Annotated in this window: 10 protein-coding genes; 5 read left to right on the top strand and 5 right to left on the bottom strand. The window is 70.5% G+C overall.

Going from position 1 to position 17,280, the window contains the following annotated elements:
* Window positions 1–472: 472 nt before the first annotated feature.
* From AB0J78_RS14075 to AB0J78_RS14060, 4 genes are all read right to left on the bottom strand, one after another.
* Entirely contained in the window at window positions 473–4,174 is a 3,702-nt protein-coding gene (locus tag AB0J78_RS14075; protein WP_363789309.1) for an FkbM family methyltransferase, read from the bottom strand.
* A gap of 239 nt (window positions 4,175–4,413) precedes the next feature.
* Window positions 4,414–5,757 (bottom strand): glutamine synthetase family protein, encoded by a 1,344-nt coding sequence (locus AB0J78_RS14070; protein WP_363789308.1) that lies wholly within the window; start codon window positions 5,755–5,757, stop codon window positions 4,414–4,416.
* Window positions 5,758–5,830: 73 nt separating this feature from the next.
* Window positions 5,831–7,399, bottom strand: coding sequence for a DASS family sodium-coupled anion symporter (locus AB0J78_RS14065; RefSeq protein ID WP_363789307.1), 1,569 nt, complete (start codon window positions 7,397–7,399; stop codon window positions 5,831–5,833).
* A 103-nt stretch (window positions 7,400–7,502) separates the two neighbouring features.
* On the bottom strand, window positions 7,503–9,083 hold the full coding sequence (locus AB0J78_RS14060) for an alpha/beta hydrolase (protein ID WP_363789306.1): 1,581 nt from the start codon (window positions 9,081–9,083) through the stop codon (window positions 7,503–7,505).
* 83 nt (window positions 9,084–9,166) lie between these two features.
* Here AB0J78_RS14060 and AB0J78_RS14055 point away from each other — a divergent pair, with 83 nt between their 5' ends.
* From AB0J78_RS14055 to panB, 5 genes are all read left to right on the top strand, one after another.
* Window positions 9,167–10,912, top strand: coding sequence for an NAD+ synthase (locus AB0J78_RS14055; protein WP_363789305.1), 1,746 nt, complete (start codon window positions 9,167–9,169; stop codon window positions 10,910–10,912).
* A gap of 182 nt (window positions 10,913–11,094) precedes the next feature.
* Window positions 11,095–14,082, top strand: coding sequence for a DEAD/DEAH box helicase (locus AB0J78_RS14050; protein WP_363789304.1), 2,988 nt, complete (start codon window positions 11,095–11,097; stop codon window positions 14,080–14,082).
* Window positions 14,075–14,878 carry an SWIM zinc finger family protein gene (locus AB0J78_RS14045; RefSeq protein WP_363789303.1) on the top strand — a complete coding sequence of 268 codons (804 nt, stop codon included), beginning with the start codon at window positions 14,075–14,077 and terminating at the stop codon, window positions 14,876–14,878. The genes AB0J78_RS14050 and AB0J78_RS14045 overlap by 8 nt, the downstream gene beginning before the upstream one ends.
* 234 nt (window positions 14,879–15,112) lie before the next feature.
* On the top strand, window positions 15,113–15,865 hold the full coding sequence (locus tag AB0J78_RS14040) for a transporter substrate-binding domain-containing protein (protein WP_363789336.1): 753 nt from the start codon (window positions 15,113–15,115) through the stop codon (window positions 15,863–15,865).
* A 123-nt stretch (window positions 15,866–15,988) separates the two neighbouring features.
* Window positions 15,989–16,843 (top strand): 3-methyl-2-oxobutanoate hydroxymethyltransferase, encoded by an 855-nt coding sequence (gene panB, locus AB0J78_RS14035; RefSeq protein WP_363789302.1) that lies wholly within the window; start codon window positions 15,989–15,991, stop codon window positions 16,841–16,843.
* Between the two features lie 45 nt (window positions 16,844–16,888).
* Here panB and AB0J78_RS14030 read toward each other — a convergent pair whose 3' ends face one another.
* Window positions 16,889–17,275 carry a DUF4326 domain-containing protein gene (locus AB0J78_RS14030; protein ID WP_363789301.1) on the bottom strand — a complete coding sequence of 129 codons (387 nt, stop codon included), beginning with the start codon at window positions 17,273–17,275 and terminating at the stop codon, window positions 16,889–16,891.
* Window positions 17,276–17,280: the final 5 nt, after the last annotated feature.

Raw genomic sequence — 17,280 nt, 5'->3', positions numbered from 1 at the left:
CCAAAACAGTCCACTGTTGAGTTCTCAAAGAACACACCCACACCATCGCCACAACCCCACTTCCAGGGCGTGAACTCCGGGGAGTCATTTCCTCGTTCTTGTGTTGGTAACTCTAGCAGGCTCTCTTTTCGGCGTTTTCAGGGGGGTCCCCTTACTTTCTCGCCGGAAGCGCGAGCCATATTCGAGTTATCAACTGCTGGTCGGACGCGGAACCGGAGCTCCGCCTCTACCTAGCGACTGTCTTACGTTACCCGGTGCGCTCCGCGGTGTCAAACCGCGCGCCCCGAACCGGTCTGCGCTGTCACGTGAGCCCGAACCGAGTCCGGAACCTCGTGGCGCTCCCAGTGCCGTTCGCCGCGAACACTCCGCGTCGTTCGGCTTTCCGTGCGACAAAGAGAAAGTTACGCACACTCTGCGTCAATGTCAAATCGCCTGGTCAGATCTTGACGCCACCCGTTCGGCCCAGTGTGGATCACTTCTGCTTCGGCCGCAGCCAGAGCTTCACGCTGCTTCCGCCGCCGGCCGTTTTCATCGCTTCCAGCAGGTCAGAGGCCTCGACCGGACGGTCGCGGCCGACCGGCACCAGCTCGTAACCCCACGTGCCGAACTCACGGAGCGCAGCCGCCGGATCATCGCCGAGGCCGCTGATCGCGTCCGGTGTGAACGAGCACACGATCGAGGGACGATCGCGGCGCAGCAACCGCACCAGACCTCCCAGGACCCGGTGGACCCTGGCGCCCACGTCCACGTGCACCACGGAGAGCTTGAGCTTCTCCAGCGAGGCGTGGTTCTCCAGCTCCTTGTCGAGCCGGAACGCCGGCACCCGGTCGCCTTGTTCCTGCTCGGCATCCGGTGCGATCGGGCTGACCGACACGCCGCCGGCGAGCGCGGGTTCGCCCGCGAGCTCCCCCGGGCCGTCCCAGGCCGCGCCCTCGATGAGCAGCAGCCGGTTGGCCCACGCCGAGGGCACGTTCATCTCGACGTTGTGCTTGAGCAACGCGCGGGCCTGCTGGCTGGGTTCGACCGCGACGACCGCGCCGCTGTTCCCGAGCCTGCTCAGCACCCGCACGGTCTGGTAACCGACGTAGGCGCCCACGTCGAGGAACACACCGTCCGGTTCGAGCAGCGAATCGATGAGCGCTGAGGTGTCGGCGTCCCAGGAGGGGTTCGACGACAACCACGGCAGCATCAGCGCGTCGTCCGCGGGCAGGCGCATCAGCCCGGCATCGCAGAGCACCGGCGTCGTGGTGCCGTCTCCTCCACCGGTGGCGCGCTCGTGCTCGCGCAGCAGGATCCGCTGCAGCACGTCGGTGCGCTGCAACGCGTTCGCCGCGTCGCCCGCCGCGCTGCGGACCCCGGATTCGAGGTCGTGCCGAGGTTGCCTGGCCTCCATCGCGTCCATGCGGTCGAGGACCTTCTCCAGCGCGCCGGTGAGGCCGTCGATGCGTTCGGCGAGCGCATCGACCCGGTCGTCCGAACCTCCGGAGCTCGCCGGTACCCCCGACTCCTCCAGACGCCGGAGCCTGCGGTGCTGATCCGCGAGGTCCGCTCGGGCGCGGACCAGGCCGTCGTCGGTGCCGACCAGTTGCGCGCCGAACTGGTCCTGCCTGCGCAGCAGCTGCGCGAGCTCGGCGCGCATGCCTTCGGCGTCGCCGTCGCCGTCCGACTCGTACTGGCGGCGCAGCAGCTCGCCCGCGGTCTGCTCGACCCCGTCGACCAGCGAGCGCAGCACGTCGCGGATGTGGTCGTCGTAGTGGCTCAGCGCGCGCAGCACCGCCTTGCGCAGGGTCGGGGCGATCGCGTTGGTGCCGCCCTGGCCCACTTCCGGGGCCCGGTGCAGCGCGTGCCGCGCCACCAGCAGCGGGCGCAACGGGTCGTCGAACTGGCCGTGCTTGTCACCGGACCACTTGGTGCGCCAGTTGCCGTAGGCGTGCTCGACGCGTTCCCGCAGGCGAGCGCCCGCACGGGCCACGGTGTGCGTGCCCAGCAACGTCTCCCTGGCGGCGACGCCGAAGGCCGCGGTGCCTTCGGGGTCGTCGGCGGCGTCGCGCATGATCTCGGCGGCGGCCTCGACGTCCGGTTCGCTGACGCCCTGGCAGGGCACGAGGCGCGCGCACTCGGCGCCGAGGAGTTCGGCGACCGCGCCGTGCTCACCAGCGATGACCGGCACACCGTGCGCGGCGACCTCCAGCAGACGCAGGGCGTGCTCATCACCGGCGTCGCCCCGGTGCAGCGAGACGAAGCAGTCCGCGGCCGCGAGCAGCGCGTGCAGGTCGACGTCGGTTTCGACGAGCCGCACGCGGGGATCCGCGGCGGTGGCCAGGCGGAGCCGTTCGGCGGCCTCCGGGTGGCGGGCCGCTCCGTTCACCGCCATCAGCAGGCGCACGTCCTCGCGCTCGGCGAACGCGGTGAGGAACGCCGAGACGATGCCGAGCGCGTTGTCCGCGCGTTCCGCGGCGTGGTCGACGTGGGCGGCGATGACGAACTCGTCGGAGAGCTCGAACCGCGCGCGGGCTCCCTTGCGGGTCGGCAGGTCGATGCGCTCGCGCTCCGGTGCGGGCAGCGTGACGACGCGCGTCTTGAACCCGTTCCGGCGGACCGCGAGGCGGCTGCTCTCCGACAGCACCCAGGTCTCGGCCGCGTCCGAGCCGAGGCCGCCGCTGCCCGCATGCACGTCGATGACGTAGCGGCCCGCCGGCACGGACAGGCCGGGCGCGCAGCGCAGCACCACCGGGTAGTAGGCGGTGTCGGCGGAGGGCAGGCCGGAGGCGCCGACGGCGGTGCGCATCAGGTCGGCGAGCGGTCCGCTGCCCAGGACCGCGACCCCGAGCTGGTCCACGAGCGCCAGGTCACCGCCGGTGCGGCGGTGCACCGCCTCGGCAGGCACCCGACCGCTGGCCACCCCGACGCCCGCGCACCACTCGTGGAACGCCTCGGCGTCGGCACCGAACGGATCGGGGTAGTCGCGGCGGAGGAAGGCGTCGTCCGCCCAGACCGCCGCCGTCCAGCGGGATCCGCCGGAGGTGCGCTGCCGGTCGTCGGCCGGGGCGCAGGCCCACTCCTTGAACGCCGTGGCTCCGTCGGGTTCGAACGGGCTCGGCGGTGCGTCGCCTTCGCCGAGCCAGACGTCGAGGTACTGCCTGCGGAGGCTGTCGGGCAGCAGGACGCCGTCGGCCAGGGCGTCGAAGGGGTGCGGTTGTTCGCGGCTGTAGCCGGCCTCGACGAGGGCGTTGCGGTAGCTCGCGCACAGCCCGGCCAGCACCGGGTTCTCCGACAGCAGGAGTCGCGGGTTGTCGGCGTAGTCGGCCGACAGCAACCACGGGCGCTGCGGCTGGAAGCCGTCGAAGTGCACGCTGCGCAGCACCGATCCGTCCACGACGTGCTCGCCGTCGGCGACGTCCAGTCGGCGCTGCGCGGCGTTGAACACCGAGAGCCCGACGCCCGGATCGCGGATCACCTCGTGGTCGACCAGCGCGGGGGCGCCGTCGAGGACGGGCGCGGTCATCGTGGGGTCGTGGCGCAGCTGCTCGATCCAGGTGGTCAGCAGGTCCTCGGCGCCGGGGCGGACCGCGAAGGCGCTGGAGTCGAAGGTGCCGGATTCGGCGAGATCAGCCGGGCTGGGGCGCAGTCCGTCGGCGGCCAGCGGGTGCAGCACGCGGGGAACCAGGGCGACCGGGCGTTCGGCGGTCAGCCCGGTGACGAGTTCGGTGAACGGGCCGAAGACCTGCACCCAGGGTTCGAAGTGCAGCACGGTCGAGCCCGACCGGAGCAGGTGCTTGAGCAGTCGCGGACGCAGCACGCCGCGGAGCTGCTCGGCGGTGCAGCCGATGGCCAGTCTGGCGAACTCCTGCGGGTCGACGCCGATGTCGGTGATCGACAGCGCGTCGGGCTCGTCGCGGACGGCGTCGGGCTCGTCGACGATCAGCAGGACGAACCCGGATCCGGGGTGGTGCTCGCGGAAGCTCTTGCGCAGCACGCGCGCCGCGGGCAGCTGGTCGCGACAGGCCAGGGTGCAGCCGAGCAGGGTGAGCGCGGAGGACCGTCCCGCGGCCGGCTGCTCGGCGGGCCACTCCGGTTCGAGGGACGACTGCTCCAGAACGCCCGACTGGAGCTCGACGGCGGACTCGCCGGAGCGCGTTTCGTCGTGCTCGGGGTGCGGCTGCGAATCAGTCACGCCCGCAACCTATCGCCCCACGGATCTCAGAAGAACTCCATGGTCCCATCAGGCAACCGGCGAAGCCGGTTTCTCCTTGCCCCACCTGAGCAACTCGCACCGCCGGGGGTTCTGAGCGGTGCTGTGGCGGGCACGCCTCGACGCTGTGTCTGGACATGCACAAGTCGAGGCGCGCGGAGTCCACAGCGCCGCTCAGGTTCCCCTACCCGCACCGCTGAGCGAGAAGAGCACAGATTCCGTTACAACACCGGGAGCATCGAGGAGAGCTCGTACGGGGTGACCCGGCTCCGGTAGTTGTTCCACTCCTCGCGCTTGTTGCGCAGGAAGAAGTTGAACACCTCCTCGCCGAGGGTTTCGGCGACGAGCTCGGAGTTCTCCATCTCGCCGAGCGCCTCGGTGAGGTTCTGCGGCAGGTTGGCGTAGCCGGCGGCCTTGCGCTCGTGCTCGGTGAGGCTCCAGACGTCGTCCTCGGTGGCCGGTGGCAGCTCGTAGCCCTTCTCCACCCCGCGCAGGCCGGCGGCGAGGATCACCGCGTAGGCCAGGTACGGGTTGCAGGCCGAGTCGGGGTTGCGGACCTCGACGCGACGGGACGAGGACTTGCCCGGCGAGTACATCGGCACCCTGACCAGCGCGGACCGGTTCGCGTGACCCCAGCAGACCGCGGTCGGGGCTTCGCCGCCGACGACGAGCCGCTTGTAGGAGTTCACCCATTGGTTGGTCACGGCGCTGATCTCGCGCGCGTGGTGCAGGATGCCCGCGAGGAACGCCCGGCCGGTCTCGGACAGCTCGTACGGGTCTTCGGGGTGGTAGAAGGCGTTCTGGTCGCCTTCGAAGAGGCTGAAGTGGGTGTGCATACCGGAGCCCGGCTGGTTGCTGAAGGGCTTGGGCATGAACGAGGCGCGCACGCCCTGGGTGATCGCGACTTCCTTGACCACGTAGCGGAAGGTCATCACGTTGTCGGCCATCGTGAGCGCGTCGGCGTAGCGCAGGTCGATCTCCTGCTGGCCGGGTGCGCCCTCGTGGTGGCTGAACTCCACGGAGATGCCCATCGCTTCGAGGGTTTCGATGGCGTTGCGGCGGAAGTGCGGGGCCGCGTCGTGGCTGGACTGGTCGAAGTAGCCGCCGGAGTCGGCGGGCTCGGGCTCGCTGCCGTCGCCGGGAAGCCCCTTGAGCAGGAAGAACTCGATCTCGGGGTGCACGTAGCAGGTGAAGCCGGATTCGGTGGCGCGCGACAAGGTCCGGCGCAGGACGTGCCGCGGGTCCGACCAGCAGGGCGATCCGTCGGGCATCTGGATGTCGCAGAACATCCGGGCCGAGTAGTGCTCGCCGTCTGCGGTTTCCCAGGGCAGCACTTGGAACGTGCTCGGATCGGGCTTGGCGACCATGTCCGACTCGTAGACGCGGGCGAAGCCCTCGATCGCCGAGCCGTCGAACCCGATGCCCTCGGCGAAGGCGCCCTCCAGTTCCGCAGGCGAGATCGCCACTGACTTGAGCATGCCGAGGACGTCGGTGAACCACAGCCGCACGAAGCGGATGTCACGTTCCTCCAGGGTGCGGAGCACAAACTCCTGCTGGCGGTTCATGCCCGCACTCTAACTTCCTGGCCTCGGGATCGTCTTGATCGGCGCGGCAGGTCACGAGCTGGTGCCGAGGTGTTTACCCGAACCCGATGGCGGCGACCATCAACGGCAGCACGAGTCCGATGACGAGCGCGCCTGCCACGTCGAACACCGCACCGGAGCGGATCATCTTGGTGATCGGGACCGCGCCCGAGCCGTAGACCACGGCGTTCTGGGGTGTGGAGACCGGCAGCATGAACCCGAAGGACGCCGCGAAGGTGGCGGCCAGGGCGGGCACGAACGGATTGGTCCCCGCCGCCAGGGCCACCGGGATGACGATCGGCACCACCACCGAAGCGGCGGCGGTGTTGGAGGTCGTCTCGGAGACCAGCACTGCCAGCACGATCGCGAAGACGGTGATCGCGATGCCGCTGGTCAAGCCCAGCGACCCGGCCGTTCCCTCGCCGATGGTCTTGGCGAGTTCGGTGTCGGCGAGAAGCGAGCCGAAGATGATGCCGGTGCCGAACAGCACCACCGTGCCCCAGTCGATGCGGGAGGCTTCGGTCCAGGTGAGCGTGAAGCGGCGCTGGGACCAGTCGGTGGGCAGCAGGAACAGCAGGGAGGCGCCGAGGACGGCGACGATGCCCTCGTCGAGGCGGTCGCTGACGGCGTCGTAGGCGGCCGAGTCGTTGCCCGCGATCAGCGCGACGAACCCGGGCGTCACCCACAGCACGACGGTGATCGCGAAGGCGACCAGGGTGTTCTTCTCCGCGCGCGACAGCGGGCCGAGCTTGGCGCGCTCCCCGGCGACGTACTCCTCGACGCCGGTCAGCTTCTTGATCTCCGGCCGGTTGAGCAGCAGGAGCGCCACGGCCAGCACCGCGAACATCACCAAGCACACGGGTGCCGCCATGGCCATCCACTGCAGGAAGGAGATGCGCTGGCCGGTGACCTCCTCGATCAGGCCGCGGCCGATGAGGTTCGGCGGCGAGCCGATCGGGGTGAGCAGTCCGCCGACGCTCGCGCCGTAGGCGAGCATGAGCATCAGGGCGACGCCGACGCGCAGTCGCAGCGGGTCGAAGGGTTCGCCTTCCGGCAGCTGCTTGCGGACGAGTTCGGCGATGACGGCGAGGATGCCGACGGCGGTGGGCAGCAGCATCGCGACCGTGGCGGTGTTGGACACCACGGCCGAGAGCAGGCAGGTGATCAGGCCGAACGCGGTGATGACCCGCCAGGCGCTCTTGCCGACGCCCGGCAGCGACAGGATGGTGAAGGCGAAGCGCCTGGCCACGCCGTGCCGCAGCATCGCCTGCGCGAGGATGAACGCCCCGATGAAGGTGAACACCGTCGAGGAGCCGAACGGTGCGAGCACGTCGTCCGGCGGCATGACGCCGAGGACCACCACCGCGGCGACCCCGATCAGTCCGCCCACCGGGATCGGCACCGGTTCGCACACCCACAGCACGATCACCCCGAGCAGCACGGCGGCGAGCTTGTGCTGGGCGGGTTCGAGCTGGGTCGGCAGGAGCAGGAACAGGATGGTCAACGCCGGGGCGAGGAACAGGCCGGTGGTGCGGCGGGCGCGTTCGAACCGCTCCTCCGCCGGGGAGAGCACCTGTTCACCGAGGCTCTTGTACGTGCTGCCGGAGAGGAGCACCGAAGTCACGCTCTGCTCCGCAGGCTTCCCGCCCGTTTCGTCCGCATGATCCATGCGCCGACGATAGGCGCCATGTGACCTGTTTCACCACCGCTCGCGGCGAGCGGATCGATCAACCCGAGCAGCGGGTTCCCTCCGGCGGAACCTGGAGATCGACCAGGTACTTCGTCCCCGCTTCGTCCACGCAGCTCACGCCCTGCATGTACACCGTGTGCTGGGTGCCCTCGTAGGTCAGCAGCCTGCCGTGCAGCGCCTGCGCGAGCTGCACTCCCGCCTGGTACGGCGTGGCCGGGTCCGCGGTGGTGGAGATGACCAGCACCGGCGGCAGCGCGCCGACCTGCGGCTGGGTGGGTTCACCGGTCACCGGGACCGGCCAGAACGCGCACATGTCGCGGGCCGAGGTCGGCGGGTTGCCGTCGTCGAGGAACGGCGCGGCCTCCCGGTAGCGGCGGTCGGCCTTGCGGACCTCCTCGGGATCCGTGACCCGCTTGTCGTCGACGCAGTGGATCGCGTCGAAGGCGTCGGTGGTGTTGCTGTAGCGGCCGCTGGACTCCCGGCCGAAGTAGCTGTCGGCCAGGCTCAGCATCGTCTGACCGCGGCGCTGCTGGAGTTCGGCGAGCCCGGTCTCGAGGGTCTCCCACAGCGTCGGCGCGTAGAGCGCTTGGATCGCCGCCATGGTGGCGTCCGGATAGGACAGTTCGCGGCCGTAGCCCGCCTGCACCGGGTCGTCGACCAGCGGGCGGGTCAGCTGCTGGAACCGACTGACCGCCTGCTTCGGGTCGTTGCCGAGCGCGCACTGCGAGCGGGCCGCGCACCAGTCGGCGAAGTCGTCGAAGGCGCGCTGGAAGCCCGCGCCCTGCGCCACCAGCGCGTCCACCGTGGTCTGCCCGGGATCGATCGCGCCGTCGAGCACCATCGCGCGGACGTTGCCGGGGAAGCTCTCGGCGTACTCCGAGCCGATCCGGGTGCCGTAGGAGTAGCCGAGGTAGTTCAGCTTCGGTTCGCCCAGCGCGGAGCGCAGCACGTCCAGGTCTCGCACCACGTCGCGGGTTCCGACGTTGGCGAGCATGTCCGCGCCGGTGCGCTGGGCGCACTTGCCCGCGTACTCGCGCTCCTCCTGCTCGGACTGAGCCACGCCGGCCGGGGAGGTGTCGGCGTCGGAGTCGAGGCGTTCGGCGTCGCGCTCGGAGTCGCTGAGGCAGCGCACCGCCGGTTCGGAGGCGCCGATGCCGCGCGGGTCGAAGCCGACCAGGTCGAAGCGCTCCCCCAGCTCGCTGTCGCCGACGCTCGTGGTCAGGCTCGCCGCCGCGCTCATCCCCGACGCGCCGGGGCCGCCCGGGTTGACCGTCAGGGCTCCGATGCGCGACTGCTGGTCGGTGGCCGGTTTGCGCAGGACGCCGATCCGGATCGTCTTGGCCTCCGGATGCGCGTAGTCCATCGGCACTTCCAGCCGCGCGCACTCCAGAGCCGGGTCCTGGAACGCGGTCCGGTCGGCGGAAGTGGTGGCGTAGCCGGAGCACGGGCCCCACGCGAGTTCCTGGCCGTAGAACCGCTCGAGTCCGGTGGGGATCGGACCGACCGGTCCCTTGCGCTCGTTGTGCGGTTGCAGGGCTTGGTCGCCCTGGACGCCGCAACCTCCGGCGACCAGCACGAGCAGGGCCATCGCGGTGAGCACTCGGTGTGGTCGGGCCATTCCGAGATCGTGACATGAACATGCCCGTGTGATTCATGTCGGGCAGGGGCACGCCACCTGAGCGGGTGCGCGAAGATGGGCGCATGCCCCAGTTGCGGATCGCACTCGCACAGGTCAACACGTGTGTCGGCGACATTGCCGGCAACAGCTCGATGGTCCGGGACTGGACTCGGCGGGCTGTGCAGGACGGCGCCCACGTGGTGGCGTTCCCGGAGATGACCCTGTCCGGTTATCCGATCGAGGACCTGACGCTGCGCAAGTCGTTCGCCGCCGCGAACCGCGACGCGCTGGAGCAGCTGGCGCGCGATCTCCAGGCCGACGGCTGCGGTGACGCGCTGGTCGTCGTCGGTCACCTCGGGCGGGACGACGAGGGACCGCGCAACTCCGCGTCGCTGCTCTACAGCGGCGAGGTCGTGGCCACCTACAACAAGCACCACCTGCCGAACTACGGCGTCTTCGACGAGGCGCGCAACTTCGCTCCCGGCTTCGAGCTGCCGATCGTCAAGCTGCACGGCGTCGACGTCGGTGTCGTGATCTGCGAGGACATCTGGCAGAACGGCGGTCCGGTGGCAGCGCTGGGCAAGGTCGGCGTGGACGTGGTCGTGTGCATCAACGCCTCGCCGTACGAGCGTTCCAAGGACGACCAGCGGGTGCCGCTGGTGTCGGCGCGCGCGGTCGAGGCGGGTGCACCGCTGGCCTACGTGAACCTGGTGGGCGCGCAGGACGAGCTGGTCTTCGACGGCGATTCGCTGGTCGCCGACGCCGAGGGGCGGATCATCGCGCGGGCGCCGCAGTTCGCCGAGCACCTGCTGGTCGCCGATCTGGAGCTGACCTCGGGCGGGCACACTTCGACGACGGTTCCGGCCGAGCCGGGTCCGATCCGGATGCCCGCCTTCGACGTGAGCCGGATCGTCCTGCAGCCCGAGCCGGCGCCGAGCTACGAACCGCGTCCGCTGCCGGTGCCCGCCGAACCGCTGTCCGACGAGGCGGAGGTGTGGGGCGCGCTGGTCACGGGCCTGCGCGACTACGTGCACAAGAACGGCGCGCGGACGGTGACGTTCGGGTTCTCGGGCGGCATCGACTCGGCGGTGTGCGCGGCTCTGGCCGTCGACGCGCTGGGCCCGGATTCGGTCCACGGCGTGTCGATGCCGTCGGTGTACTCCTCGGAGCACTCGCGCTCGGACGCCGCCGACCTGGCTCGACGGCTCGGCTGCCACTTCGAGACCCACGCCGTCGCCGACATGGTCGACGTCTACGTGCGGCAGCTGCAGCTGACCGGGCTGGCCGAGGAGAACGTGCAGGCCCGGGTGCGCGGCGTGCTGCTGATGGCGCTGTCGAACCAGCACGGCCACCTGGTGCTGGCCACCGGCAACAAGACCGAGCTGGCGGTGGGCTACTCGACGATCTACGGCGATGCGGTGGGCGCGTTCGCGCCGATCAAGGACGTGCCGAAGACGTTGGTGTGGAAGCTCGCCCGGTGGCGCAACGACGCCGCCGAGAAGCGCGGTGAGGTGCCGCCGATCCCGGAGAACTCGATCAGCAAGGTCCCGTCGGCCGAGCTGCGCCCGGATCAGACCGACCAGGACTCGCTGCCCGAGTACGACGTTCTGGACGTGGTCCTGGACGGCTACGTGGAGGGCGACAAGGGCTACCAGGACCTGGTGTCGGACGGTTTCGACGCGGAGCTGGTCGAGCGGGTGCTGCGGATGGTCGACGGGGCGGAGTTCAAGCGCCGGCAGTACCCGCCGGGCACCAAGATCACGTTCAAGGCGTTCGGCCGCGACCGCCGGCTGCCCATCACCAACCGCTGGCGCGAGATCGCGCCGTAGGCGTCTCGCCTCGGGTGGGTCCGAACTGACCGCGCAAGAGGGGCGGTTCGGACCAGAACCGTCCAGGTCCGGCCGCCGCCACCCGAACATGAGGGGAAGCGCGGACCCTAGACTCGCGGGCACTCGTTTCGGGGAGCCGCTGGACGGCTGACCGCGTTCGTCCGAGGCATTGGGGGCAGGTTGTGTGGGTTGTGCATGCGCTGTGCGACTCCGCGGACCGGCTGCTGGTGTGGGCGGAGGACTCGGAGCTGCCGGCTCGGGTGCCCGGTCGGGCTCCCGCCGGGGTCCTGGCGCATCCGTTCGGGGTCCCCGCGGACGAGCTGCTCCAGGCGCTCGCCGTCGAGGGCGTCGCCGTCGACGGCGTCGAGCTGGCGCTCCCGTCGTTCGCCGCCGCGCCGATGGCGTCACCCGAGCTCGTCCGGGACCCGCTGACCGCAGGAGCCGCACCGCGCGGGAAGTTGCGGCTGCGGCACTGGCAGGTGCCCGCCGTGGCGATCCGGCCCGCCGACCTGCCCGAACTGCTCGCCGCCGAACTGCCCGGATGCCGGATCGGGTCGGACGCGCGATTCCTGCGCGAGCTCGCCGACTTCGCCGAAACCCTGGTCGCGGGTGGACGGGTGCTGCCCTCGCTGGTCTTCGAGGACGAACGGCCCGCCGCGCGCTGGACCCCGGCGCTGTCGGGTTCCGACTCGGCGCGGTTCGTCGCGCTGCGCGAGTCCATGCCGCACGCGCTGCGCGCCGCCGACGGCGACGCCCCGGAGAAGGTCTTGCACGCGGCGCTCAACGCGCTCGTCGATGGCATCGCCCGCGGCAGGCTCACGGGTGAGCTCGGCGCGGGCAGAGGTGTCGCGGCGGCCTGGCTGAACGCGCTGTCCGGTGCCCCGCACTTCGACGGCGACCGCGCCCAGCTGCGGAAGCTCGCCCACCAGCTGGAGTCCTGGCGCAGCGGCCTCGCCGGGCAGAGCCCGCTGCGCACCTGCTTCCGGCTGCACGCACCGGACGACGACGATCCCGACTGGATCGTGGAGTTCATGCTGCAGGCCGTCGACGACCCGGGCGTGCTCATCTCCGCCCAGGACGTGTGGGCCGACAACACCCAGGTGCTGCGGCGCTGGGTGGACCAACCGCAGGAACTGCTGCTCACCGAACTCGGCCGGGCCAGCCGGATCTGCCCCGAGCTCGACTCCGCGCTGCGCTCCGCGCACCCGACCGAGCTGGTGCTCGACACCGAGGGCGCCTACGAGTTCCTCAGCCGGGCCGCCCAGCTCGACCAGGCCGGATTCGCCGTCCTGCTGCCGTCCTGGTGGGGACGCAGTCAGCGCCAGCTCGGCCTGAAGCTCAACGCCACCAGTTCCGGGACGGCGGGCACGGTCACCAAGGAATCCGGCATCGACAAGAACGCCCTGATCGACTACCGCTGGGAACTGGCGCTGGGCAACGAAACCCTGACCAAGGACGAGCTCGCCGAACTGGCCGCCGCCAAGGTCCCGCTGGTGCGGATGCGCGGTCGCTGGGTCCAGGTCGACCGCAAGCGGCTCGCCGCCGGGCTGGCGATGCTGGAGCAGGACGCGACCGGCCAGATGACCGCCCTCGACCTGCTCAAGCAGGCCGGTGGCGAGGGCGAGGAGCAGCGACCGCTGCCGGTGGTGGAGGTCAACGCCACCGGGTGGCTCGGCGAGCTGATGTCCGGCCAGGCCGACCAGCACCTCGAACCCGTCGACCCGCCCGCCGGTTTCGGCGCGACGCTGCGCCCGTACCAGCGGCGCGGGCTGGCGTGGCTGGTGTTCCTGAACCGGCTCGGCCTCGGCGGGTGCCTGGCCGACGACATGGGCCTGGGCAAGACCGTGCAGCTGCTCGCCCTGGAAGCCCTCACCCGCCGGGAGGAATCCCGCCCTCCGACGCTGCTGGTGTGCCCGATGTCGGTGGTCGGGAACTGGCAGCGCGAGGCGGAGCGCTTCGCTCCCGCTCTGCGAGTGCACGTCCACCACGGCGGCCGGAGGCTCAGCGGCGAGGACCTGCGCGAGGAAGTGGAGCGCTACGACCTGGTGATCACCACCTATCCGCTGGCCGCGCGGGACTCCGAGGGGCTGCGCGAGATCCGCTGGGAACGGGTGGTCCTGGACGAGGCGCAGAACATCAAGAACAGCAATTCCCGCCAGGCCAAGGCGGTTCGCGGCCTGTCGGCCAGGCAGCGGATCGCGCTGACCGGCACGCCGGTGGAGAACCGGCTGGCCGAGCTCTGGTCCATCATGGACTTCGCGAACCCGGGAATCCTCGGGTCGCTGAGCACCTTCCGCGCCCGCTACGCCGTTCCGGTCGAGCGCGACGGCGACACCGACGCGGCGGCCAGGCTGCGCAGGGTCACCGGCCCGTTCGTGCTGCGGCGGGTCAAGACCGATCCCGCGGTCATCAGCGACCTGCCGGACAAGATCGAGATGAAGCAGCTGTGCAACCTCACCTCCGAGCAGGCCACGCTCTACCAGGCGGTGGTGGACGACATGCTCGCGCGCATCGCCGAGAGCGAGGGCATGGAGCGCCGGGGGCTGGTCCTGGCGACGATGTCCAAGCTCAAGCAGGTCTGCAACCACCCCGCCCAGCTGCTCAGCGACGGCTCGGCGCTGTCCGGCCGCTCCGGCAAGCTGGCGCGGCTGGAGGAACTCCTCGAATCCGTGCTCGCCGAAGGCGACAAGGCCCTGGTGTTCACCCAGTTCGCCGAGTTCGGCGGGCACCTCGTGCCGCACCTGTCGGCGCGCTTCGACACCGAGGTGCCGTTCCTGCACGGCGGGACGCCGAAGAAGGCCCGCGACGCCATGGTCGAGCGGTTCCAGGACCCCGAGGGGCCGAAGATCTTCCTGCTGTCGTTGAAGGCGGGCGGCACCGGGCTGACGCTGACGGCCGCCAACCACGTCATCCACCTCGACCGCTGGTGGAATCCGGCCGTCGAGGACCAGGCCACCGACCGGGCGTTCCGCATCGGGCAGCGCCAGGACGTGCAGGTGCGCAAGCTGACCTGCATCGGGACCCTGGAGGAGAAGATCGACAAGATGATCGAGGACAAGAAGGCGCTGGCGCAGCTGGTGGTGGGCAGCGGCGAGAACTGGCTGACCGAGCTGTCCACCCAGCAGCTGCGCGAGCTGGTCACGCTGGACGCGGAGGCGACCGGTGCCTGAGCAGTGGAAGTTCGAGGCGCGCGGACCGATCCGGGTCACCGGCGGCATCAAGGCGCGCAGCAAGCGCGGCACGATCGCGCAGACCTGGTGGTCGCAGCGGTTCATCGAGGTGCTGGAGTCGTTCGGCATGGGCGGCCGGTTGCAGCGCGGCAAGAACTACGCGCGCTCCGGCCAGGTGCTGAACATGACCCTGTCGACCAGCGTCGTGGTCGGCCTCGTGCAGGGTTCCCGGGAGGAGCCGTACCGGGCACGGATCGGCATCAAGGCGTTCACCTCGCAGCAGTGGGCGCACATCGAGCGGGAGCTGGCGGGCCAGGCGCTGTACGCGGCGAAGCTGCTGGCCGGGGAGATGCCGACCGACCTGGAGCAGGTGTTCGCCGAGCTCGGGCTGGAGCTGTTCCCGTCGACGATGCGCGAGCTGACCATGGACTGCACGTGCCCGGACTGGGAGATTCCGTGCAAGCACCTGGCCGCGACCTGCTACCTGCTCGCCGAGTCCTTCGACGAGGACCCGTTCCAGATCCTGGCGTGGCGCGGCCGCCGCCGGGAGGAACTGCTCGACCGGCTGCGCGCGTTGCGCGGCACCCAGCAGGTCACGCCCGAGGAGACCTCGGAGGAGGCGCCGCTGTCGGATCACCTCCACGACTTCTGGACCAGCCCCTCCCTCGCCGGAACCCCCGAGTCCGCCACGAGCGGGACCCCCGTGCTCGACGAGCTGGAGCCGCTGCCGCTGAAGGTGAACGGCATCTCGGTCACCGACCTGCTGCGGCCGGCGTACCGGGCGTTCACCGGATGAGCGGTGCGGGGAGGGGAGTACCCCCAGGTGGCTCCCCTCCCCGACTCGGCACGACTCCCACGCGCTCCGACCGTTAGACGCTTCCCACCGCACGAGGTTGCCTGCCGGGATTTCCCGTTATTACCGGACTTCGCGGTCCGGGTCTGGCTTTCCCGGTGTCGGCGGGTTATGCCTTGTCCTGAACGAAGATCGGGAGGGCGCATGCGCTGGGTGAAGTTCGGCATCGGGTTGGTCATGGCCACGGCGGTGACGGTGGGGTGCGCCGCACCGCCGCCGCAACCGGCGCCGAACCGGCTGCAGGAGGTGCAGCAGCGCGGTGAGCTGCGGATCTGCAGCACCGGCGACTACCGGCCGTTCACCTACCGCGACGCAGCCGGGGCGTGGAGCGGCATCGACATCGACGTCGCCCGCGACATGGCGGCCGAGCTCGGCGTGCGCGCCACCATCGTGCCCACCACGTGGAAGACGCTGCTGGACGACTTCGCCCAGCGCTGCGACATCGCCGTCGGCGGTGTGTCGGTGACGTTGGAGCGAGCGCAGCAGGCGTTCTTCAGCACGTCGTTCGGGGTGGACGGCAAGACGCCGATCACGCGCTGCGAGAACGCCGCCCGCTTCCAGACGCTGGAGCAGATCGACCAGCCCGGCGTGCGCGCCGTGGTCAACCCGGGTGGCACGAACGAGAAGTTCGCCAAGCAGAACCTCAAGCGCGCCACCATCGTCGAGCACCCGGACAACAACACGATCTTCCAGCAGATCATCGACGGCCACGCCGACCTGATGATGACCGACTCATCGGAGACCCGCTGGCAGGCCCGGCAGCACCCGGAGCTGTGCCCGGTGCACCCGGAGCAGCCGTTCACCTTCGCCGAGAAGGCCTACCTGCTGCCGCAGGGCGACGTGGTCTTCCAGCAGTGGGTCGACCACTACCTCGACATCGCCCGCAACGACGGCACCTACCAGCGCTTCGCCGCGCCCTGGATCGGCTGACCGGCTGTGATGTGAGGCAGCAGTCATCGCCTCTCCGGGATCTGCGTGCGACGCTGGCGAGTACAACCATCCGCAACGACCCGGGGACCCGTTTCGGGCCTCGAGGGAAAAGGACGGTCAACGATGACTGCTGCCCACAACCAGGGCGAGACCGCGGCCCCGTACGGATCGGGACCGACCCGGCGCAAGGTGCGCATCCACCACCTCCAGCAGCTCAAGGAGCGCGGGGAGCCGTGGCCCATGCTCACCTCCTACGACATGTACAGCGCCCGCATCTTCGACCAGGCGGGCATCCCGGTCCTGCTGGTCGGTGACTCGGCGGCCAACAACGTCTTCGGCTACGAGACCTCGCTTCCGGTGACCGTCGACGAACTCCTGCCGCTCACCCGCGCCGTGACCGGCTCCGCCGAGCACGCGCTGGTGGTCGCCGACCTGCCGTTCGGCTCCTACCAGGCCTCTCCCCAGCAGGCGCTGGAGACCGCGACCCGCTTCATGAAGGAGGGCCGCGCGCACGCGGTGAAGCTGGAGGGCGGTCGCCGCTTCGCCCCGCAGATCGAGGCGCTGACCTCGTCGGGCATCCCGGTGATGGCCCACATCGGCTTCACCCCGCAGCACGAGCACGGCCTCGGCGGCTACCGCGTGCAGGCCCGCGGCGACCAGGCCGAGCAGCTGCTCGACGACGCCCTGGCCGTGCAGGAGGCCGGCGCGTTCTCGGTGGTGCTGGAGATGGTCACCGCCGAAGCCGCCAAGCGCGTCACCAACGAGCTGCGCATCCCCACCGTGGGCATCGGCGCCGGCCCGGACTGCGACGCCCAGGTCCTGGTCTGGACCGACATGGCGGGCATGAACACCGGCCGCACTGCCAAGTTCGTCAAGAAGTACGCCGACCTCGGCGGCATCCTCTCCGGCGCGGCCGAGCAGTTCGCCGAGGAGGTCAAGGGCCGCAACTTCCCCGGCCCGGAGCACTCGTTCCACTGACCCGCTGAAGCCGGGGCGTGCTCGGCGCGCCCCGGCTCCCGGCCGTCAGCGCGCCCGGTGGGCGAGGACGTCCGCGTGGCAGGGCTTGGGGGCGCACCAGCAGCCCAGCGCCCTGCCCGAGAGCTCTCCTTCGCGGAGGCGTTCCAGCAGGTCCGGGCGGCCGTCGAGCCATTGCTCGTAGTGCCGGACCATGGCTTCGCGGTCGGTCTTGGCCTCGGAGACGAACGGGCTGGCGAAGTCCGACTGCGGCCACGAGTGCCTCGGGCCGGAATGTCCCACGTAGGTCACCAGGTCCTGTTCGAGGAGCCACGGGACCAGGTGCTTGTGCGGTCCGTCCTTGCGGACGTTGACCACCACCGCGTGCCCGTCGAGCAGGGCGTCCGCCCGCTCGCGCTCGTCATCGCTCCAACTGCTCGCTTCGTCCGGCAGCACCCGAA

The sequence above is a fragment of the Saccharopolyspora sp. NPDC049426 genome, assembly GCF_040676935.1.
Lineage (GTDB): Bacteria > Actinomycetota > Actinomycetes > Mycobacteriales > Pseudonocardiaceae > Saccharopolyspora.
This window is presented reverse-complemented; position numbering and strand designations above follow the sequence as displayed.